The 19,546-nt window shown below is 48.8% G+C and carries 20 protein-coding genes; 1 reads left to right on the forward strand and 19 read right to left on the reverse strand.

The genetic code is table 11. The annotated features are described in order from the left end of the window. Window positions 1-128 precede the first annotated feature (128 nt). The 12 genes from dnaB to ABU165_RS23055 all read right to left on the reverse strand — a co-directional run bounded on the left by dnaB (window position 129) and on the right by ABU165_RS23055 (window position 11,478). Entirely contained in the window at window positions 129-1,493 is a 1,365-nt protein-coding gene (gene dnaB / locus ABU165_RS23000) for a replicative DNA helicase (protein WP_009791712.1), read from the reverse strand. Between the two features lie 181 nt (window positions 1,494-1,674). After that, the gene (gene rplI / locus ABU165_RS23005; RefSeq protein WP_009791713.1) at window positions 1,675-2,124 is read right to left on the reverse strand and encodes a 50S ribosomal protein L9; all 450 of its coding nucleotides are present in this window, start codon (window positions 2,122-2,124) and stop codon (window positions 1,675-1,677) included. Next, the gene (locus ABU165_RS23010) at window positions 2,121-4,094 is read right to left on the reverse strand and encodes a DHH family phosphoesterase (RefSeq protein ID WP_009791714.1); all 1,974 of its coding nucleotides are present in this window, start codon (window positions 4,092-4,094) and stop codon (window positions 2,121-2,123) included. The genes rplI and ABU165_RS23010 overlap by 4 nt, the downstream gene beginning before the upstream one ends. Window positions 4,095-4,116: 22 nt before the next feature. Beyond that, window positions 4,117-5,058 carry a YybS family protein gene (locus ABU165_RS23015; RefSeq protein ID WP_318061033.1) on the reverse strand — a complete coding sequence of 314 codons (942 nt, stop codon included), beginning with the start codon at window positions 5,056-5,058 and terminating at the stop codon, window positions 4,117-4,119. A gap of 391 nt (window positions 5,059-5,449) precedes the next feature. Further along, on the reverse strand, window positions 5,450-5,695 hold the full coding sequence (gene rpsR, locus ABU165_RS23020) for a 30S ribosomal protein S18 (RefSeq protein ID WP_009796290.1): 246 nt from the start codon (window positions 5,693-5,695) through the stop codon (window positions 5,450-5,452). A 52-nt stretch (window positions 5,696-5,747) separates the two neighbouring features. Continuing rightward, window positions 5,748-6,269, reverse strand: coding sequence for a single-stranded DNA-binding protein (ssb, locus tag ABU165_RS23025; RefSeq protein ID WP_022544627.1), 522 nt, complete (start codon window positions 6,267-6,269; stop codon window positions 5,748-5,750). 44 nt (window positions 6,270-6,313) lie between these two features. Then, the gene (gene rpsF, locus ABU165_RS23030; protein WP_009796293.1) at window positions 6,314-6,601 is read right to left on the reverse strand and encodes a 30S ribosomal protein S6; all 288 of its coding nucleotides are present in this window, start codon (window positions 6,599-6,601) and stop codon (window positions 6,314-6,316) included. A gap of 179 nt (window positions 6,602-6,780) precedes the next feature. Next, entirely contained in the window at window positions 6,781-7,938 is a 1,158-nt protein-coding gene (locus ABU165_RS23035) for a glycosyltransferase family 4 protein (RefSeq protein WP_311226162.1), read from the reverse strand. Between the two features lie 12 nt (window positions 7,939-7,950). Further along, window positions 7,951-8,481 (reverse strand): phosphatase PAP2 family protein, encoded by a 531-nt coding sequence (locus tag ABU165_RS23040; protein ID WP_318061034.1) that lies wholly within the window; start codon window positions 8,479-8,481, stop codon window positions 7,951-7,953. A gap of 630 nt (window positions 8,482-9,111) precedes the next feature. Further along, window positions 9,112-10,212 carry a redox-regulated ATPase YchF gene (gene ychF, locus ABU165_RS23045; RefSeq protein ID WP_009796296.1) on the reverse strand — a complete coding sequence of 367 codons (1,101 nt, stop codon included), beginning with the start codon at window positions 10,210-10,212 and terminating at the stop codon, window positions 9,112-9,114. 165 nt (window positions 10,213-10,377) lie between these two features. Then, complete coding sequence (locus ABU165_RS23050) at window positions 10,378-10,575, reverse strand: DUF951 domain-containing protein (protein ID WP_022544631.1); 198 nt, start codon at window positions 10,573-10,575, stop codon at window positions 10,378-10,380. Window positions 10,576-10,587: 12 nt separating this feature from the next. Then, window positions 10,588-11,478, reverse strand: a complete 891-nt coding sequence (locus ABU165_RS23055) for a mechanosensitive ion channel family protein (RefSeq protein ID WP_009796299.1) — start codon at window positions 11,476-11,478, stop codon at window positions 10,588-10,590. Window positions 11,479-11,913: 435 nt separating this feature from the next. Between ABU165_RS23055 and yyaC the strand changes: the two genes are divergently transcribed. After that, window positions 11,914-12,552 carry a spore protease YyaC gene (gene yyaC / locus ABU165_RS23060; protein ID WP_009796300.1) on the forward strand — a complete coding sequence of 213 codons (639 nt, stop codon included), beginning with the start codon at window positions 11,914-11,916 and terminating at the stop codon, window positions 12,550-12,552. Window positions 12,553-12,589: 37 nt separating this feature from the next. Here the strand turns inward: yyaC and ABU165_RS23065 are convergent, their stop codons facing one another. From ABU165_RS23065 to mnmG, 7 genes are all read right to left on the reverse strand, one after another. Next, on the reverse strand, window positions 12,590-13,303 hold the full coding sequence (locus ABU165_RS23065; RefSeq protein WP_009796301.1) for a DUF554 domain-containing protein: 714 nt from the start codon (window positions 13,301-13,303) through the stop codon (window positions 12,590-12,592). A gap of 63 nt (window positions 13,304-13,366) precedes the next feature. After that, a complete protein-coding gene (locus ABU165_RS23070; RefSeq protein WP_009796302.1) occupies window positions 13,367-14,224 on the reverse strand; it encodes a ParB/RepB/Spo0J family partition protein in 858 nt (285 codons plus the stop codon). Continuing rightward, window positions 14,217-14,978: a ParA family protein gene (locus tag ABU165_RS23075; RefSeq protein ID WP_009796303.1), complete on the reverse strand. Its 762-nt coding sequence runs from the start codon at window positions 14,976-14,978 to the stop codon at window positions 14,217-14,219. Before ABU165_RS23075 ends, ABU165_RS23070 begins: the two co-directional genes overlap by 8 nt. A 178-nt stretch (window positions 14,979-15,156) precedes the next feature. Next, a complete protein-coding gene (locus ABU165_RS23080; RefSeq protein ID WP_101548488.1) occupies window positions 15,157-15,714 on the reverse strand; it encodes a DUF4256 domain-containing protein in 558 nt (185 codons plus the stop codon). 110 nt (window positions 15,715-15,824) lie between these two features. Continuing rightward, a complete protein-coding gene (gene noc / locus ABU165_RS23085) occupies window positions 15,825-16,703 on the reverse strand; it encodes a nucleoid occlusion protein (protein ID WP_101548487.1) in 879 nt (292 codons plus the stop codon). A 145-nt stretch (window positions 16,704-16,848) separates the two neighbouring features. Then, a complete protein-coding gene (gene rsmG, locus ABU165_RS23090) occupies window positions 16,849-17,595 on the reverse strand; it encodes a 16S rRNA (guanine(527)-N(7))-methyltransferase RsmG (protein WP_318061035.1) in 747 nt (248 codons plus the stop codon). Window positions 17,596-17,621: 26 nt separating this feature from the next. Next, window positions 17,622-19,511: a tRNA uridine-5-carboxymethylaminomethyl(34) synthesis enzyme MnmG gene (gene mnmG / locus ABU165_RS23095; RefSeq protein ID WP_009796307.1), complete on the reverse strand. Its 1,890-nt coding sequence runs from the start codon at window positions 19,509-19,511 to the stop codon at window positions 17,622-17,624. Window positions 19,512-19,546: the final 35 nt, after the last annotated feature.

A 19,546-nucleotide genomic window follows, 5' to 3' on the forward strand; every position in this document is an offset into this window, starting at 1 on the left:
GAACATTTTTAAAGAAATCATAAAAATACGTTCGTGAATTTTTTTGTAGGCTATCCTTTAGTTTTTGCATATGAGAAAGGTCCTATTCTTTTTTCCACAGAAAAAAGCCGCAGTACAGAACTGCGGCTTTACGCACCAGGCGGCATGCCTGAGTCATCGAACCTCTTCTCGAGATTGACGAATTTATTATATTCCTTCACGAACGCCAGCTGGACAGTACCGACCGGGCCGTTACGCTGCTTGGCAATAATGATTTCAATGATGTTCTTGTCTTCTGATTCTTTATCATAATAATCGTCACGGTACAGGAATGCCACAATATCGGCATCCTGCTCGATGCTTCCCGATTCACGGATGTCGGACATCATCGGGCGCTTATCCTGGCGCTGCTCCACTCCACGGGAGAGCTGGGACAGGGCGATGACAGGAACCTGGAGCTCACGGGCGAGCGCCTTCAGGGAACGGGAAATTTCCGATACTTCCTGCTGTCGGTTCTCGCCGGAGCGGCCGCTTCCTAAGATCAGCTGCAGATAGTCGATCAGGATCATGCCAAGGCCGTGCTCCTGCTTCAGGCGGCGGCACTTGGAACGGATTTCGGTGATCCTTACACCCGGCGTGTCATCGATGAAGATTCCTGCGTTTGAGAGGCTTCCCATCGCCATCGTCAGCTTGCCCCAGTCATCATCTGTCAGTGAGCCGGTCCTGAGCCTTTGGGCGTCAATATTGCCTTCAGCGCAGAGCATACGCATAACAAGCTGCTCTGCACCCATCTCAAGACTGAAAATCGCGATGTTTTCATTAGTTTTGGTGGCAACATTCTGCGCGATATTCAGGGCAAAGGCTGTTTTACCAACCGATGGACGGGCGCCCACAATGATCAGGTCATTCCGCTGGAAACCGGCAGTCATTTTATCCAATTCGGCGAATCCCGTCGGAATCCCCGTGATATCACCTTTGCGGTTGTGCATGACTTCAATATTATCGTAGGTGCGCACAAGCACATCTTTAATATTATGAAAGGCGCCGGCATTTTTGCGCTGGGCCACCTCAAGAATGTTCTTTTCCGCCTCGCCGAGCAGAACTTCAACCTCGTCCTCACGGGAGTAGCCGTCCTGGGCGATGCCTGTCGCCGTCCGGATCAATCTTCTGAGAAGCGATTTCTCCTCGACGATCCGCGCATAATATTCAATATTGGCCGCTGTCGGCACAGAGCCTGCCAATTCACTCAGGTAGCTGACGCCTCCTGTATCCTCCAGCAGCTTGGCAGCTGCCAGCTCCTCGGTTACAGTGACAAGGTCAACAGCCTTTCCTTCGTCATTCAGCTTAAGCATCATGTTGTAAATTTTCTGGTGGGCTGCCCGGTAGAAATCTTCCGGGATCAGCATCTCAGATGCCAGCGTCAAAGATGCCGGCTCCAGGAAAATGGCACCGAGCACAGCCTGCTCCGCTTCTATATTCTGCGGGGGCAGCCTGTCTGCAAACAGATCACTCATCTATTCCAACTCCCTCTTAATGCCTATCTATCTTTATATCTATTAAAAATCTATGCAAAAATCCATTGAATTCACAAAAAAAGGCCGATTAAGCAGGAAAAATGTGATCAGCTTGGCACCGACCACATTTCTCTCAACTCTTATATTTTAACATGTTTATCTGTAAATGGAACTTCCAAAATTAGTTTACTTCTTTTACATGGACATTCAATGTAGCAGTTACTTCAGTATGAAGCTTTACAGGAACCTTTGTATAGCCGAGCGTGCGGATCGCATCGCTGAGCTCGATTTTGCGCTTGTCAATCTTGATGCCGTTCTTTTTATTAAGCTCTTCAGCAATCTGCTTGCTTGTGATGGAGCCGAACAATCTTCCGCCTTCACCTGATTTTGCTGAAAATTCTACTGTAATCTTTTCAAGTTTTTCTTTAAGCTCTTTCGCTTCTTCCAGTTCATTGGCAGCAACCTTTTCTTCTTTCTTTTTCTGTGCGCTCAGTGTGCTGATATTCGCCTGATTCGCTTCAATGGCAAGCCCCTGCTTCAGCAGGAAGTTGTGGGCATAGCCGTCAGCCACGTTTTTGACTTCACCTTTTTTTCCTTTTCCTTTAACATCTTTTAAGAAAATGACTTTCATTCTTTCCGTCTCCCTTCAAAGTAATCATCTATAGCCTGATGAAGGCGCTCTTCCGCCTCATCGACTGTTATGTCTGTCAGCTGTGTTGCTGCATTCGTGAGATGCCCTCCGCCCTCAAGGCTTTCCATGATGATCTGGACATTCACATCGCCGAGCGAGCGGGCGCTGATGCCAACAAGATTATCTGCCCGTTTGGAGATAACAAAAGAAGCATCGATCCCATCCATTGTCAGGAGGGTGTCGGCAGTCTGGGCAATCAGCACCTGATCGAATGTCTGGTCAGGGTTCCCCTTTGCAATCGCCAGCCCTTCCCGGTATAGGGATACTGTCTCAATCAGCTTGGCCCGCTTCACATAGGTGTCGACATCCTCCTTGAGGAACTTCTGGACAAGGACGGTATCCGCTCCCTGGCCGCGCAGATAGGAGGCGGCATCAAAGGTTCGGGCACCGGTCCTGAGCGTAAAGCTTTTCGTATCGACAATGATCCCGGCAAGAAGGGCGGTGGCTTCGAGCATTTCGATCCGGCCTTTCTTTGGCTGGTATTCAAGCAGCTCGGTGACAAGTTCCGCTGTCGAGGATGCATACGGCTCCATATAGACAAGCAGCGGGTTCTTGATGAATTCCTCACCGCGCCTGTGGTGGTCAATGACCACCACATGATCAATCTTGCTGAGCAGCCGCTCCTCGATGACAAGGGACGGCTTATGGGTATCCACCACAACAAGCAAGGTATCATCCGTCGCAATCTCAAGCGCCTCCTCAGGGCTGATAAAGCGCGAGAAGAGGGACTCATTCTTGCGGATTTCCTTCATCATCCGCTGGACGCCTGTATCGATATCCTGAAAGTTCATGACCACATACCCTTCACACTGGTTCATCTCAGCTACCTTCAGGATGCCGATCGAAGCGCCTACAGCGTCCATATCCGGGCTTTTATGGCCCATGATGATAACTTTATCGCTTTCAGTGATCAATTCCTTCAATGCGTGGGAAATCACCCTTGCACGGACCCTCGTCCTTTTTTCAACAGGATTGGTCTTGCCGCCGAAGAATTTGACTTTCCCATTCGGCTGCTTGATGGCCACCTGGTCGCCCCCCCTGCCGAGGGCAAGGTCAAGGCTTGACTGTGCCAGCGAACCGAGCTCTGGCAGTGAAGAGACACCGGAGCCGACGCCAATGCTTAAGGTGAGCGGGACATTTTGGGTCGAGCTTGTTTCCCGGACGTCGTCGAGGATCGTGAACTTTCCTCTTTCAAGCAGCTGGAGGATGTTTTCATTGAACACCGCGATGAAGCGCTCAGACGAAATCCTTTTCAGGAAGACGCCATTGTCCGTCGCCCACTTATTCAGGAGGGAGGTGACAAGATTGTTGAGGCTGCTTCTCGTCTGGTCGTCCATCCCCTGTGTCAGCTCATCATAGTTATCTAAGAAGATGATGGCCAGTACGGTCCTTTCATCTTCATACAGCTTTTCAATTTCCGTCTGCTCGGTCACGTCAAAGAAATACAGGAGCCGTTCATCCGGCTTATGTATGACCCTGAATTTCCGTTCGTGGAGGGTGATGATCTCAGACTCCACCTCTTGCTTGATCAAAGGGACGAGTGTTTCTGCTGCATCATAAAGCGATCTTCCGACCAGTGTATCTTCATCAAAGCAGGAAGCAAGGAATGGATTGGTCCATTCGATATACAGCTCTTCATTGAAGAGCATGATCCCGATCGGCATTTCCATCAGGGCTTCTTCGCCTACTTTTTTGACACGGTATGAGAGTGTTGATATATACTCTTCTGTTTCCCGGCGCTGGCGGTAGTCTATCATAAAAATGAAATAGAATGGCAGCACAATCAGCAGCACACCTGCCAGGCCAAGGATCCAGTTGTAATATGCCAATATCCCAAGGACCACCACTGTTATTCCCATCAGCCAATAAAGCGGATAGCGGATGGATCGCTTTTCTAAATACGATGGCATGTTTTCAGCTCCTACAGTAGTGTCAGACTTTTTCTTTTAACCATTTTTTCAAATTGAATCCTAAGTCAATTATACCTAATATCCTGATAATATAAAGGAGAAAAGGCAGGATGAAGCTCAGGACGGCGGCTATGACCGGCACGGCCCTTGGATAGCCTTTCATGTGGCAGAAATAAAAGACGAGCGAGAGCCCCTGCACAATCATAAGCAGCTGCAGGATAAAACTCAGATTTATAAACGCATCAAAAAGGACTGTCCCTTCCTCCGGCTTCAGAAGGAGGGCCGCAATGATGGTGATCAGATAATACCAGAGTACACTCTTCGGGAGGGACAGATTCCGGAACTGGCCCCATTTTTCCATATTCACGCCAAACCGCTTCACGATTGGAAGGGATACTGCCTGGAGGATCAGGACATTGATAAATGATGCCATAATCAGCAAGCTCGGAATGAGTGTCTCGGTCAATTCAATGCCGCTGTAAAGCTGATCCTTCATCTTTTCATCGAGCGGCTGGCCGAGATTTTCCATCAAAGACACAATCTTATCGACAGACTGCTTTAAGATATCAAACGATTCTTTTATCACATTCAGCTCAAAAAACTGGACCGCGATCCCGTATTGGGCAACCAGCAGGATCAGGAAGGCAAGTGAGCTTGCCATATACGTGCTGAACCGCGACTTTTTCTCCCGGATAAAATCCCCAATTACAGTTCCCGTTATACCATAGAGCAGCGCAAGCGGAATCGCCAGTATCGTCCCGACAATCAGCGAAATGAGGATGCCCCCTGTCAAAAAGACCAGCGAGCTTTTGCGATCATTCGTTGCAGCAAATAAGATAAACGGCGCTGCTAAAAACAGATTTGTGACAACCCCCAGGACAGGGACGTAAAGGGTCAGCAGCATCAGGACAGCAAACACTGCCAGCATGACTGCACCCGAAGTCAACTTATGGACATTCTTCACTGCTTCACCTCTCAAATTCTCTTTATACTAAGCTGCATCCAGCAGCAGGTCAAAGACATATTCCTATTACTATTTTATCGGGTATGAAGGCTTGGTTCAACCTTTCGAAATGCGGAGGGTGCTTGCTCAGCCCCGACAAGCATAACACGCGGAAGAATAAAAGGCGTTCTTTGCCTTTAATTCCTAAGTGGCTTATGACTCGAGGGGCTAGGCTTTGAAGCTGGACAATCGAAATGCGGAGGATCCTTTATAAAGGAACGCAGACTAAAAACGCCACATCCTGCGGCAGCGTCTGCATGACCCGAATCCTGTGGGCATCAAAGATCCAAAACAATCTTCTAATGTATGAAAAAAGAAGGACACCCATAAGGCGCCCTTCTTTTATTATATATTATTCACCTGAAACGTAAGGCAGTAATGCCATGATACGCGCACGCTTGATAGCAACAGTCAATTTACGTTGGTATTTAGCGTTTGTACCAGTTACACGGCGAGGTAAAATTTTACCGCGCTCAGAGATGAATTTTTTCAGAAGATCTACATCTTTGTAGTCGATGTGAGTGATTCCGTTTGCTGTGAAGTAGCAAACTTTACGGCGCTTTGCACGTCCGCCTCTGCGTCCTCCTCCAAATGCCATGTCATTTCCCTCCTTTTGGTTTTAGTATCGTGTACCCGTCCAATCAAGGAGATCAGAATGGCAGATCGTCATCAGAGATGTCGATTTGTCCATCATTTGCGAATGGATCTTCATCCACGCGCGTATATCCTTGATTGCGGTTATTGTTTTGTCGCTGATTCTGATCATTATTTCCATATGGGAAATCCTGTTCTCTTGAAGGACCGCCATAGTTTCCGTCATTACGGCCGCCGCTAGGGGCACCGCCTGAAGCATTTCTCGGCTCCAGGAACTGAACGCTGTCTGCCATTACTTCTGTAACGTAGACGCGCTTGCCGTCCTGTCCCTCATAGCTGCGGGTCTGAAGGCGTCCATCAACGCCGGCAAGGCTTCCTTTTTTGAGGAAGTTTGCTACGTTTTCAGCTGGACGGCGCCAGATCACACAGTTGATGAAGTCAGCTTCCCTTTCTCCCTGCTGATTCGTAAAAGTACGGTTAACAGCAAGTGTGAAGGAAGCAACGGGCACTCCATTTGGCGTGTACCTTAACTCAGGATCTTTCGTTAAACGTCCGACAAGAACAACTCGGTTCATCATCAGAATCAACTCCTTCCTTATTTAAAACTGTTCTATTTCAAGTCTTACTTTTCGTCTTTAACAACCATGTGGCGGATGATATCTTCGCTGATTTTAGCAAGGCGAGTGAACTCGTCCACTGCAGCAGCTTCCGCATTCAGGTGGATCAACTGGTAGTAGCCATCACGGAAATCGTTGATTTCGTAAGCCAGGCGGCGTTTGCCCCAGTCTTTTGATTCAGTCAGTTCCGCACCATTATCAGTCAGGATAGAGTTAAAACGCTCAACTAGAGCCTTTTTAGCCTCATCTTCAATGTTTGGACGGATGACGTACATGATTTCGTACTTTCTCATCTCATTACACCTCCTTTTGGTCTAAGCGGCCCATTCGGGCAAGGAGTAACTATTCATTACTCACAAGTTGAAATTATAGCATATATCCGGAAGGAAAGCAATTATCCCTTCCAAAAAGAAAAAACCTCATTCCGAGGTATATTCATCATATCATATTCAATTGGACAATATCCATTCTTTTATCCCAAATTCCGGAAGCGGTATTCGCCCTCAAATGCAATCTCTTTATATTCTGCCAGCAGCTGGTCCATGATTTTATCCCATGACTGCCGTTCGGCATAGCTCCTCGCTTCCCGGGACATGCTGGCGAGCTTTACGGGATCTCCAAGCAGCTCTTGTATTGCACTCGCAAATTCCCCGCTGCTGCCTGCCGGGCAAATCCGGCCGGTCCTGCCTTCCGAGATGATTTCCGCAGGACCGCCTTTGTCTGCCACAATGGCAGGGGTACCGGAAGAGAGGGCTTCAAGGACCACATTCCCGAATGTTTCTGTAGGAGAGGGGAAGACGAGCAAATCGGCTGCTGCATATAGGCCGGCCAGCTCTTCGCCTGTGACATATCCGGTCATTGTCACATTGCCCCTGCCGGCAGATTCCTTTGCGAATGGCTGGAACTCAGGTCCGTCGCCGACGATCAGCCAGTGCACCCGCTCCCGGATTTCTTCCGGGAGGCTTCCCATTGTCTTCAGCAAGGTGCCAAGATCCTTTTCGGGTGCAAGCCGGCCTGCATATAAGAGGATATGAGGCTCCCTGATTCCAAATTTCTTCCTGGCTGCGTCCTTATCTCGATCAGGATGAAACAGCCGGCTGTCAACTCCGCGTGTCCAAAGCGATACAGACTGCAGCCCCTGGGCTTCAAGGATTGTTTTCGTATCTTTTGACGGCACGAATATGCGCTGGAAGGAACGGTGGAACCATTTCATATATTTCCAGAATAGGGGGGAGAGCCATTGGCATTTATAAAGCTTTAAGTATTGATCAAAATGGGTGTGGTAGGAGCCGGTGATCGGGATGCCCAGCTTTTTTGCCGCATGGATTCCATAAAGCCCCATTGTCAGCGGAGTGGCTATATGAACGATATCGGGAGAAAACTTCTGCAGCCTTTCCGTTATTTTGCGGGGATTGGCCACAGCCGTTCTGCATTCAGGGTAGAAAAAGAAAGGAATGCTCAGAAACTCAGCTGCGTTCGGATAGGACATTCCCTCAGCGGGTCCCGGTATAAAAAGCATATACTCTATATCCCGCTTCTCAAGATGGTCTGTGAGCCGCTTCAGCGTGTTAGCCACCCCATTGATCTGGGGATAAAAGGTATCAGAAAAAATCGCCACCTTCACTCTCATTCCTCCTCAATATTAAAATGACTGGGCAATGGCTGCGAATAAGATGCCTGCACTTGCGCCAAGCAGAGATCCTGCTGCAATATCGGTAGGATAATGGACGCCAAGCACAACCCTTGAAAGGGCGACAAGACCGGCAGCTGCCAATAAAGCGGGAGCGAATGGAGGGAAAAGAATGCTGTAGGGAACTGCCAGGGAAAAGGCGGCTGTTGAATGCCCTGACGGAAAAGAATGATCTTTGAAACGAAATCCATGCACACGGACGCCGGGAAGCACCTGAAAGGGGCGGATCCTCTTAACGGCCCGCTTGATCAGGACTGCGGCAAGATGGCTTGCTGCAAGGGAAAGTGACGCAGCTGCTGCCGGCCTGAAAAGGGTAGGGGGGCCCGCCAGCATAAGAACCAGCTGCAGGACAACCGTAAACCGCGCACCGCCCAAATGGGTCAACATTTGAAAAAAACGGATGAAAGCTGCCTCCGATCTGCTGTTGCAATATTGAAACCACAGCTCATCCTGCCTTCGGATCCAGGCTCTTGCACGGCTCATCACACATCCTCCTTTAGCGCTTTCTTCTACTTCATTGTAAAAAGAATGTGTAACAGCCATTTGAATCCCATGTAAATTTATTGTTAATCAGCCTTGAAAGGCGGAGGGCGCTTGCTCAGTCCCGACACTCGAGAGGCTAGCGCCCGGAGCTGTACCATTGAAAGGCGGATGGGGGTGTTCAGCCACGGCATGCTATGAGGCACTCTGACACTCCCCAGCCCCTCACAGAGTTCCTCAAAACTCCTACATGAAGCATTCTGGCACACCTCAGCCCCTCACAGAATGCCTCAAAACTCCTACATGAAGCACTCTGACACTCCCCAGCCCCTCACAGAGTTCCTCAAAACTCCTACATGAAGCATTCTGGCACACCTCAGCCCCTCACAGAATGCCTCAAAACTCCTACATGAAGCATTCTGGCACACCTCAACCCCTCACAGAGTACCTCAAAACCCCTACATGAGGCACTCTGACACTCCTCAGCCCCTCACAGAATGCCTCAAAACTCCTACATGAGGCACTCTGACATCCCTTGCCCCTCACAGAGTGCCTCAAAATTCAACGCCCCCTGCATCTTCCCCAGTCAAACAAAAAAAAGCCCCCAAAAGCGGGAGCCTCTCATCATACTTATTACACATTAAAGCGGAAATGAATGATATCTCCGTCTTTAACAATATACTCTTTTCCTTCAAGACGGACCTTTCCTGCTTCTTTCGCAGCGGCCATGGTCTTAGCTTCCAGCAGGTCATCATAGTGGACAGTTTCTGCCCTGATGAAGCCTCTTTCAAAGTCTGTATGGATGATGCCGGCACACTGAGGCGCCTTCATGCCCTTGCGGAACGTCCATGCACGGACTTCCTGCACTCCTGCCGTGAAATAAGTGGCAAGGTCCAGCAGGTGGTAAGCAGAACGAATCAGCTGGTCAAGACCGGATTCCTCGATGCCAAGCTCTTCAAGGAACATTTGCTTTTCTTCGCCTTCAAGCTCGGCGATTTCAGATTCGATTTTCGCACAGACAACAATCACTTCCGCATTGTCTTTCTCTGCAAAATCCCTGACGCTCTGGACGTATTCGTTTGAAGAAGGATCTGCTACATCATCTTCCCCCACATTTGCTACATACAGGACAGGCTTGATTGTCAGGAGGTGAAGGTTCTTGGCAATTTTATGCTGCTCTTCTGTGAACTCCACAGTGCGGGCAGGCTTGTCTGACTCGAACGCATCCTTGAGCAATTCGAGGACTTCAAGTTCTGCCACAGCTTCCTTATCCTTCTGTTTTGCCATTTTGCCGACGCGGGCAATGCGCTTCTCAACAGATTCCAGGTCAGCAAGGATCAGCTCCAGGTTGATGGTTTCAATATCGGAAATCGGATCGACCTTTCCGGATACGTGTGTGATATTGTCATCAGCAAAGCAGCGGACAACCTGGCAGATTGCATCCACTTCACGGATATGCGAAAGGAATTTATTCCCGAGGCCTTCCCCTTTGCTGGCTCCCTTTACGATTCCGGCGATGTCTGTGAATTCGAATGTTGTCGGTACAGTTTTCTTCGGCTGAACAAGCTCTGTCAGCTTGTTCAGCCGGTGGTCAGGAACCTCAACAATTCCCACATTCGGGTCAATCGTACAAAACGGATAGTTGGCAGACTCCGCACCTGCCTGTGTTATTGCATTAAATAATGTAGATTTACCAACGTTCGGCAAGCCTACAATCCCAGCTGTTAATGCCATGCCAGTCACTCCTCAACTTTTATTTCAGCATCTATTTCAAAAACGGTGAAATCTATTTTTATAAGGCTGTTTCTCGTTTTCATAAAATTGGACAAGCCTCCCACAATTATAGAGATTTGCCGGGCAAAAGACAAGTCCATCCCCTTCCAGAAAAAAGAAGCATGACTATTCTTCATGCTTCACGAGGATTTTCTTCATTTTCCGGCTGAATTCTTTTCGTGGGATCATGACGCTGTGCGAGCAACCCTCGCATTTAATGCGGATATCCATGCCGAGGCGGATGATTTTCCAGCGGTTGGCCCCGCACGGATGGGCTTTTTTCATCTCTACTACATCATTCAGGCCATATTCTTTAGGTTCCATGCTATTTTCCTCCTATGCTTTTCCCGTGCTTTTTTCAGGCTTTTCTTCCTGGCGCGAATACATGACCAGGCGCGGGAAAGGAATTTCGATGCCATGTGCATCGAGGGCCATCTTGATTTCCTTCCTCAACTGACGGGCGATAAAGAAATGCTTCATCGGCATTGTCTCTGCCGTCACCCGGATAACCACATCTGATGCCGCCAGGTTTTGGATGCCCAATATTTCGGGCGTCTTGACCATATCTTCATATTTTTCAGGCAGGGTTTCCAGGAGGTCCTTAAGCACCTGCTCAGCCTTCTGGATATCCCCCTCATACGCAATGCTCACATCCACAAACGCGACGCTGTTATGAAGGGAGAAATTGGTCACCTGGACGATGCTCCCGTTCGGCAGGATGTGAAGCTCACCTGTCCAGCTCTTAATTTTTGTTGTCCGGAGGCCGATTTCCTCTACGGTTCCTTCGAATTGGTCGACCCTGATATAGTCTCCGACCGAAAATTGGTCTTCAAATATGATGAAAAAGCCGGTGATGATATCCTTCACAAGGTTCTGAGCGCCGAAGCCGACCGCAAGCCCCACAATCCCGGCACCTGCAAGGAGGGCACCCACATCAATCGTCAAGGTCGAGAGAATCATCATAATCATGATGAAAGACACCACATACGTCAGGATATTTTCAAGCAGTTTGACCAGTGTAGCCTCCCGGCGGTGGCTGATCCGCAGCGGCGAGTGGCTCCGCACGGCAAAGACCTTTCGGATGGCCGCCCGGCCGATTCTGATGATCAGGCTTGATACAATCAAAATGGCAATGATCTTCAAAAATCCAAGGCCAATGGCACTCCACATATTTTCATCGGACAGCTGATCCTTAATTCCCTGAAGCATTTTTTCTGTAGAAGTCATGGTTTCACCCGCTTACTTTTAGTGAATTATATAAGAAAATCGCCAGCGCCTTAATGAAGGACTCGAAATAAGTATGCCGCGGCGTGCAAAAACGTCTGCAAGATTCCGTCTCAAGCTTGTACCTCAAGGCCATAGGCGCAGCTGCAGCGAGCAGCCGAAATTCAAAATAATACTTTCTTATCTTATAAAATTAAATCCATTTTAACAATTTGCAAGAATTTTTTACAGTCTGACATGTGAGTGCCTTCCCAGAAATTCTTTTCCTATAAACCTTCCCCGCCTGCACAAGTGCCTTTAACCCATTAAAGGATCGTACGGACAGTCAGTAAGCATACCAACATATGATTCTCTGTTTATCTTTTTACTGATGCAGGTATGTATAGATTACAAAATTTTTCCGTATACTGTTACTACCATAATGAGGGAGTGGAACCAATGAACTTAAGAACGAACTTATTTGAAAAAAAGGCCAGCAGTGCCCGCGTTGCCCATGATGAACAGGATGCTGCAAACAAGCTGGCCGCTGAACTCTTAAATTTCATGCCTCCAGGCATCGGTGTACGCCCTGTCGTTTTTGTCTGCATCGGCACTGACCGCTCTACCGGAGATTCATTGGGTCCGCTTGTCGGCACACTTCTGGAAGAAAAGGCTGTGGCTCCCTTTCATGTATACGGAACGCTGGATGATCCGATCCATGCCGTTAATCTGGAGGAAAAACTGAAGGAAATCAAAGAATCGCATGTACGTCCCTATATTATCGGAATTGACGCATGCCTTGGCCGACTGAAAAGCGTAGGCGTTATCCAGGTCGGATCCGGCCCGGTCAAGCCTGGAGCCGGCGTGAATAAAGAGCTGCCTGAGGTAGGCGATATGCATATCACCGGAATTGTGAATGTAAGCGGATTTATGGAATTCTTCGTTCTGCAGAATACGAGGCTGAATCTTGTGCTGAGGATGGCGAAGACGATTGCTGCCGGAATCCACGAAGCGAGCCTGAATGCAAGATTTAAGCATGCATGGCCGCGCATCAGCTGGGATCTGGGAACAGCTGAACAGGCAAAGCTGAATCAGTAGAGAAGGGGATGGACAGACAAATGCCGTCCACCCTCTGTCAAACAAGCTGCTGGTAAAAATAGATCGATGTGACGATAACAGCCGTCACAAGGATGCCGGGCAGGAGATTGGCCACCCTGATCTTCGTCAATCCTGTCAGGTTAAGCCCGATCGCAAAGATCATCACCCCGCCTGCCGCTGTCATTTCTAGAATGAACTGGTCCATCAATGCCTGAGGAACAAACCGGTCGATCTGGGTTGCAAAGAGGGCAATCAGCCCTTCATAAAGGACGACTGGGATAGCTGAAAAGATGACGCCGATTCCAAGAGTAGTGGTCAAAATCAGCGCCGTAAAGCCGTCGATGATCGATTTGGTATACAGAACATCATGGTCGCCTCGGATGCCGCTGTCCAATGCCCCGATGATGGCCATCGCTCCGATTACAAAAATGAGGGTTGCTGTCACAAAGCCTTGCGAAATGCTGCCCTGTCCATTTGACCCAATCTTTCTCTCCAGCCAATTGCCGACTGCATTGAGTTTATCCTCAAGCCCAAGCCACTCGCCGAGCACAGCCCCAAGCACAAGACTCAGGATAACAATCAGGAAATTTTCACTTTTGAAGCCCATCTGCAGTCCAAGGACGATGACTGCCAGTCCAATCGCATACATGACGGTGCCTTTCATGCTTTCCGGGATGCGGTGGAGCAGCTTGCCGAGAAGCGTGCCGATGACAATCAGCAGCCCATTCACTAAAGTGCCTAATAAAAACATTGCATTTCACCTTTATCTGTATAGTAGTTTATGAAAAAAGAAGAAAAAGCCATCCATGATGGCTTACGAACGTTCTTGGTCCAATATTTGTAAAATCCGGTCCAAATCGTCTTTTGAAAAAAATTCGATCTCAATTTTGCCTTTGTTCTGGTTCTTATTCTGCTTGATGCTGACCGGGGTTCCGAACCGCTCCCGCAAGGAGGTTTCCTGAGCTTTTATAAAAACATCCTTCGGCTGCTTCACTTTTTTTGTTTCACGTGGAACAAGCTCATTCAGATGATGGATCAGCTGTTCAAGCTGGCGGACATTGAGCCCTTCCTTTATCGCGCGGTCAGCTGTTGCCTGAACCTTTTCCTTCTGCCTGAGGCCCAGAAGTGCACGGCCATGGCCCATTGTGATCTTGCCGCTTGAAATCAGTTCCTGTATTTTCGGAGGGAGGGACAAGAGCCTGATATGATTGGCAATATGCGGCCTGCTTTTCCCCAATCTTTTCGCAAGCTCTTCCTGTGTCATCTTCAGCTTCTCGATCAGCTGCTGATAGGCAGCCGCTTCTTCCATCGGAGTGAGATCCTCGCGCTGCAGGTTCTCAAGGATGGCCAGCTCCATCATCTGCTTTTCGGTCAATTCCCTGATGACCGATGGCACTTTTTCCAGGCCGGCTTCCCTGGCAGCCCGGCAGCGGCGTTCACCTGCAACGATTTCAAAGCCTTTGATGCTTTTTCTCAGGATGACCGGCTGAAGGATGCCATGCTCCCGGATCGACTGCTTCAGCTCTTCAATTGCTGCTTCGTCAAATATTTTTCTGGGCTGATAAGGATTCGGACGGATTTCCGAGAGCCTGATCTCCTGGATCGTTTCCTCTGAATCTGCCTCGGCGTTCGAGAAGAAAGCATTCAGCCCTTTTCCCAGACCTTTAGCCATTCGAAATCACTTCCTTTGCCAAATCTAGATACACTTCAGCTCCCCGGGATTTCGCATCATAGATGATGATCGGTTCCCCGTGGCTCGGCGCTTCACTTAATCGGACATTGCGCGGAATGATCGTTTTATAGACTTTATCCTGGAAGTATTTCTTTACCTCTTCAATCACCTGTATACCCAGATTGGTCCTGGCATCAAGCATTGTCAGAAGCACACCCTCGATTTTCAGGTCATGGTTCAGATGCTTCTGGACAAGGCGGACCGTATTTAAAAGCTGGCTGAGCCCTTCGAGTGCATAATACTCACATTGGACCGGTATCAGGACGGCATCGGAAGCCGTCAGGGAGTTGATGGTCAGAAGACCGAGGGAAGGCGGGCAGTCGATGATGATATAATCGAAATCCTTTTTCACTTCTTCAAGGGCCCTTTTGAGTCTCACTTCCCGGGAAATAGTCGGAACCAGTTCAATTTCCGCCCCTGCGAGCTGAATGGTCGCAGGAATAGCATATAAATTCTCGACAGCCGTCGGCTTGATCACTTTCAGCGCTTCAACATCATCGACGAGAACATCGTAAATGCACTGGTCCACATCAGCTTTTTCTATACCGATCCCGCTTGTCGCATTGCCCTGCGGATCAATATCGACCAGCAGCACTTTCTTGCCTATGTATGCCAAGCAGGCTCCCAAATTCACAGAGGTCGTCGTCTTTCCGACTCCTCCTTTTTGATTCGCAATCGCAATAATTTTCCCCACGGTGCCACCTACCTTATTCCTCTAAACAATGATATCTATTCTATTCATAATCTATTCAATCAGAAAAAAGCTTACTAGAGTCACGACTTCTATTTTATCATGAATGGAATATGATGTTAGGTTTTTTCTTAAAATTCCCACAGATTGAAGAGAAATGAATATTTTACCTGCTGCAGGCTCAGACTTTCAGCCTGCCCCGGAAGCCTCTCGCAGCATAGTACGAATCAGCGCCATTGTGATAGACGAACACCTGATTATAACGGCGGTCACAGAAAAGGGCGCCGCCAAGCTCCCTGACTTCAGCAGGAGTCTGCACCCAGGAGGATGTTTTCAGGTCAAAGCTTCCGAGCTTCTGAAGCTCCCGGTACTGATCTTCCGTCAAAAGCTCGATGCCTATCTCGGCAGCCAGGTCCATTGCACTGTTTTCAGGCTTATGTTTCTTCCTGGACTCAAGCGCTTCACGGTCGTAACAGACGCTGCGGCGGCCTTTCGGGCTTTCCGCTGAACAATCACAGAATATGTATTCACCACTTTTTTCATCATAAGCAACAACATCCGGCTCCCCGCCGGTCACTTCCATTTCATTGAGCGTCCAGAGCTTATCAGTATGTTCAGCCAGTTTCGCCTCCACTTGAGCCCAATCAAGATTCTGATGGCGCTCCATATTTTTCTCAAAACGGTCCTTCAATGTGCCCAGCAATTCTTCCCTTTGTTCTGAAGACAGGTCCTTGTTCATGCTTTTTTCCTCCTTAACATTGTGTTGTGATAATAATGAAAAACGCACTGCGGATTCCGGTGTGAAATACAGTGCGTTTTGTCTACTTATTTAGTGTGTCTCACAATCTATCATTTCTTTTTAGGAATCTTGATCGTGAACTGGTAGAATTCCTCAAATTCTTCTTCTTCGGAATCAAGATTGATGCCGCTGTCTGAAACCATATTGAGGGACTGGCGGATGGTATTGACCGCTATCCGCATGTCCTTGCTGAAAGCCTTCCGTTTCGGCTTCGGCTTGTTTTCGCTCTGCTCGAGCAGCTTGACGACTCGTTCTTCCGTCTGTTTGACATTGAGGCTTTTCTCAATGATTTCTTCCAGAAGCTTGACCTGCTTTTCCGGATTCTTCAGCGGAATGAGGGAGCGGGCATGGCGCTCTGTGATCTGCTTGCCCAATAACGCTTCCTGGACCTGTTCCGGAAGCTTGAGGAGCCTGAGCTTATTCGCTACAGTGGACTGTCCTTTGCCAAGCCGCTGCGCCAGGGCCTCCTGGGTCAGATTATGGAGCTCAAGCAGCTTTCCATAAGCAACCGCTTCCTCTATCGGTGAAAGCTCCTCACGCTGGAGATTTTCAATCAGGGCGACAGAAGCAGTCTCAGTGTCGCTGAGATTCTTGACAATCGCAGGCACCTCATCCCAGCCCAGTTTATTCATTGCCCGCCATCTGCGTTCGCCGGCAATGATCTCGAATTTGCCGTCATCGAATTCCCTGACAACAATCGGCTGGATGATCCCGTGCGTATGGATCGTACGGGACAATTCCTCGATTTTCTCGTCATCAAATACCGTTCTCGGCTGAAAACGGTTCGGCACAATCTGTCCGATCGGAATTTTCCTGACTTCTTCCCTGTTAGTCGGTTCTTCTTCTATATTTAACTGTTCATCAGCTTTTTCGATTTCTTGTTCTTCCTTTTCGCCTAGGCCAAAAAAGCGTGAGAAAGAATGCTTCATCACCCTGCACCACCTTTACGAAACTCCCTATTACATATTCTCCTAAAAAACGGGAACTCCTGCACCTCAGATAAACAATCTTCCGACAGGAGACGCGTTTTTATCGATGAGAATATGGATATATAACAACAGCTGCTATTAAAAATTATGCCATAAATCCGGGACAAAAGTAACTAATTACAATTGGGCTCTTATTAGGGGTGCCCGGTTTTCTTGGGAATTTCTTTGGTGCCGGCTTCTCTTTCCGGATCACAAAGATATTCCGCTCGCTTTCTTCTTCCGGTAAAAGGAAGGAGTGGGAATTCTCCAATTTGCCGCCAAGCATCGTAATCGCTTTCTTGCCTGCAGCCAGTTCATCCTGGGCGCTGGCCCCTTTCATGGCCACAAAATGGCCGCCAACCTTGGCAAGGGGAAGGCAAAGCTCAGTCAGCACCGACATTCTGGCAACAGCCCTGGCTGTCACAACATCAAATGCTTCCCTGTATTCCTTGTTCTGTCCGAAGGTTTCCGCCCGGTCATGGACGAAACGGACGTTTTCAAGGCCAAGCTTTCCTGCAAGATGCTCCAGGAAATTGATCCGTTTATTCAATGAATCAACGATCGTCACGCTGATTTCCGGGAATGCAATTTTGATCGGAAGGCTCGGGAAACCCGCTCCTGCACCTACATCGCAAATATGTAAGGGCTTGGAGAAATCAAAATAAAAGGCAGCGGAAACAGAGTCATAGAAGTGCTTCAGATAGACTTCAGGCTTGTCTGTTATAGCTGTCAGGTTCATTTTTTCATTCCACTCAACCAATGTTTCATAATAAATATTGTATTGATCAATCTGCCTTGGAGAAAGGGAAATCCCTTTCTCCTCCAGCATCTTGATGAATTGTTCAGTATTCATTGCCCATTCCTTTCCTGCAGCTGTAATTAGTTGTTGGAAACCCTGGCGACCCTTCCTTGCTCAAGATATACAAGCAGGATGGAGATATCGGCAGGATTGACGCCGGATATCCGGGAAGCCTGCGCAATGGACAGCGGACGTACTTCCTTCAGCTTTTGGCGGGCCTCTGAAGCAAGTCCGTTGATCGCATCATAATCGATATTTTCCGGCACCTTTTTGTTTTCCATCTTCTTCAGGCGCTCGACCTGCTGCAGGGATTTTTCGATATAACCTTCATACTTCAGCTGGATTTCGACCTGTTCTGTCACATCAAAGTCCAAATCTGCGTCGGCAGGCGCCGCAAGCTTGATATGCTCATACGACATTTCCGGGCGCTTAAGCAGGTCTGAAGCACGGATTCCGTCCTTCAGCTCGCTTCCGCCCTGGTTTTTGATCATTTCCTGTACTTCGGCAGAAGGCTTGATGATGATGGAACGCAGCCTTTCTTTTTCCGCTTCGATCGCCTGTTTTTTCTCTGTGAAGCGTCCGTATCTTTCATCGCTGATCAGGCCGATCTTATGGCCTGCATCCGTCAGGCGCAGATCGGCATTATCGTGGCGGAGAAGCAGCCTGTATTCCGCACGGGAAGTCAGGAGGCGGTAAGGCTCATTCGTCCCTTTTGTGACAAGATCATCGATCAGCACACCGATATAGGCATCAGAGCGGCTGAGGATAAGCTCTTCCTTGCCAAGCGCGTTCAGGCCGGCATTGATTCCTGCCATAAGCCCCTGTCCCGCTGCTTCCTCATATCCGGAGGTTCCATTAATCTGCCCGGCGGTATAAAGATTCTTGACCTTCTTCGTTTCCAATGTCGGCCAAAGCTGGGTCGGAACAATGCTGTCATACTCAATCGCATAGCCGGCACGCATCATCTGGACATTTTCAAGGCCTGGAATTGTGCGGAGGATCTTCTGCTGCACATCCTCCGGCAGGCTTGTGGAAAGCCCCTGCACATAAACTTCCTGCGTATTCCGGCCTTCAGGCTCTAGGAAGATCTGATGGCGCGGCTTGTCATTGAAGCGGACCACCTTATCTTCGATGGAAGGGCAATAGCGAGGCCCGGTTCCTTTGATCATGCCTGAATACATCGGCGAACGGTGCAGATTATCGTCGATCAGACTATGCGTTGTTTCATTTGTATAGGTAAGCCAGCATGGCAGCTGGTCTGTGATATATTTAGTCGTTTCATATGAGAACGCCCGCGGCACATCATCGCCGGGCTGGATCTCTGTCTTGCTGTAATCAATCGTATGGCTGTTCACGCGCGGAGGCGTCCCGGTCTTGAACCGGACCATATCGAAGCCAAGCTCCTGCAGATGCTCCGAAAGCTTAATGGACGGCTGCTGATTATTCGGGCCGCTGGAATATTTCAATTCGCCGAGAATGATTTCCCCGCGCAGGAAGGTCCCGGTGGTAATGACGACCGTCTTCGCGCTGTATGCCGCGCCGGTCATCGTTACAACACCTTTGCAGACGCCGTCTTCCACGATCAGTTTTTCAACCATGCCCTGCAACAGTGTGATATTCGGTTCGTTTTCGATCGTTTTCTTCATTTCATGCTGATAAGTGAATTTATCGGCCTGCGCCCTGAGCGCACGTACAGCCGGCCCTTTTCCTGTATTCAGCATCCTCATCTGGATATGGGTTTTATCGATATTTTTGCCCATTTCACCGCCGAGGGCATCTATTTCCCTGACGACGATCCCTTTTGCCGGACCTCCGACTGAAGGGTTGCACGGCATAAAAGCAACCATATCAAGATTGATGGTCACCATAAGTGTCTTGGCGCCGAGCCGCCCCGCAGCCAGGCCGGCCTCGACTCCTGCATGTCCTGCACCGATAACAATGACATCATAATTGCCTGCATCATACTGCATGTTTCCTGCTGCCTCCTTCTTTCCAGGCTGTTTTC

It is taken from the genome of Cytobacillus sp. T106, from assembly GCF_040492155.1.
Classification (GTDB): domain Bacteria; phylum Bacillota; class Bacilli; order Bacillales; family Cytobacillaceae; genus Bacillus_AB; species Bacillus_AB infantis.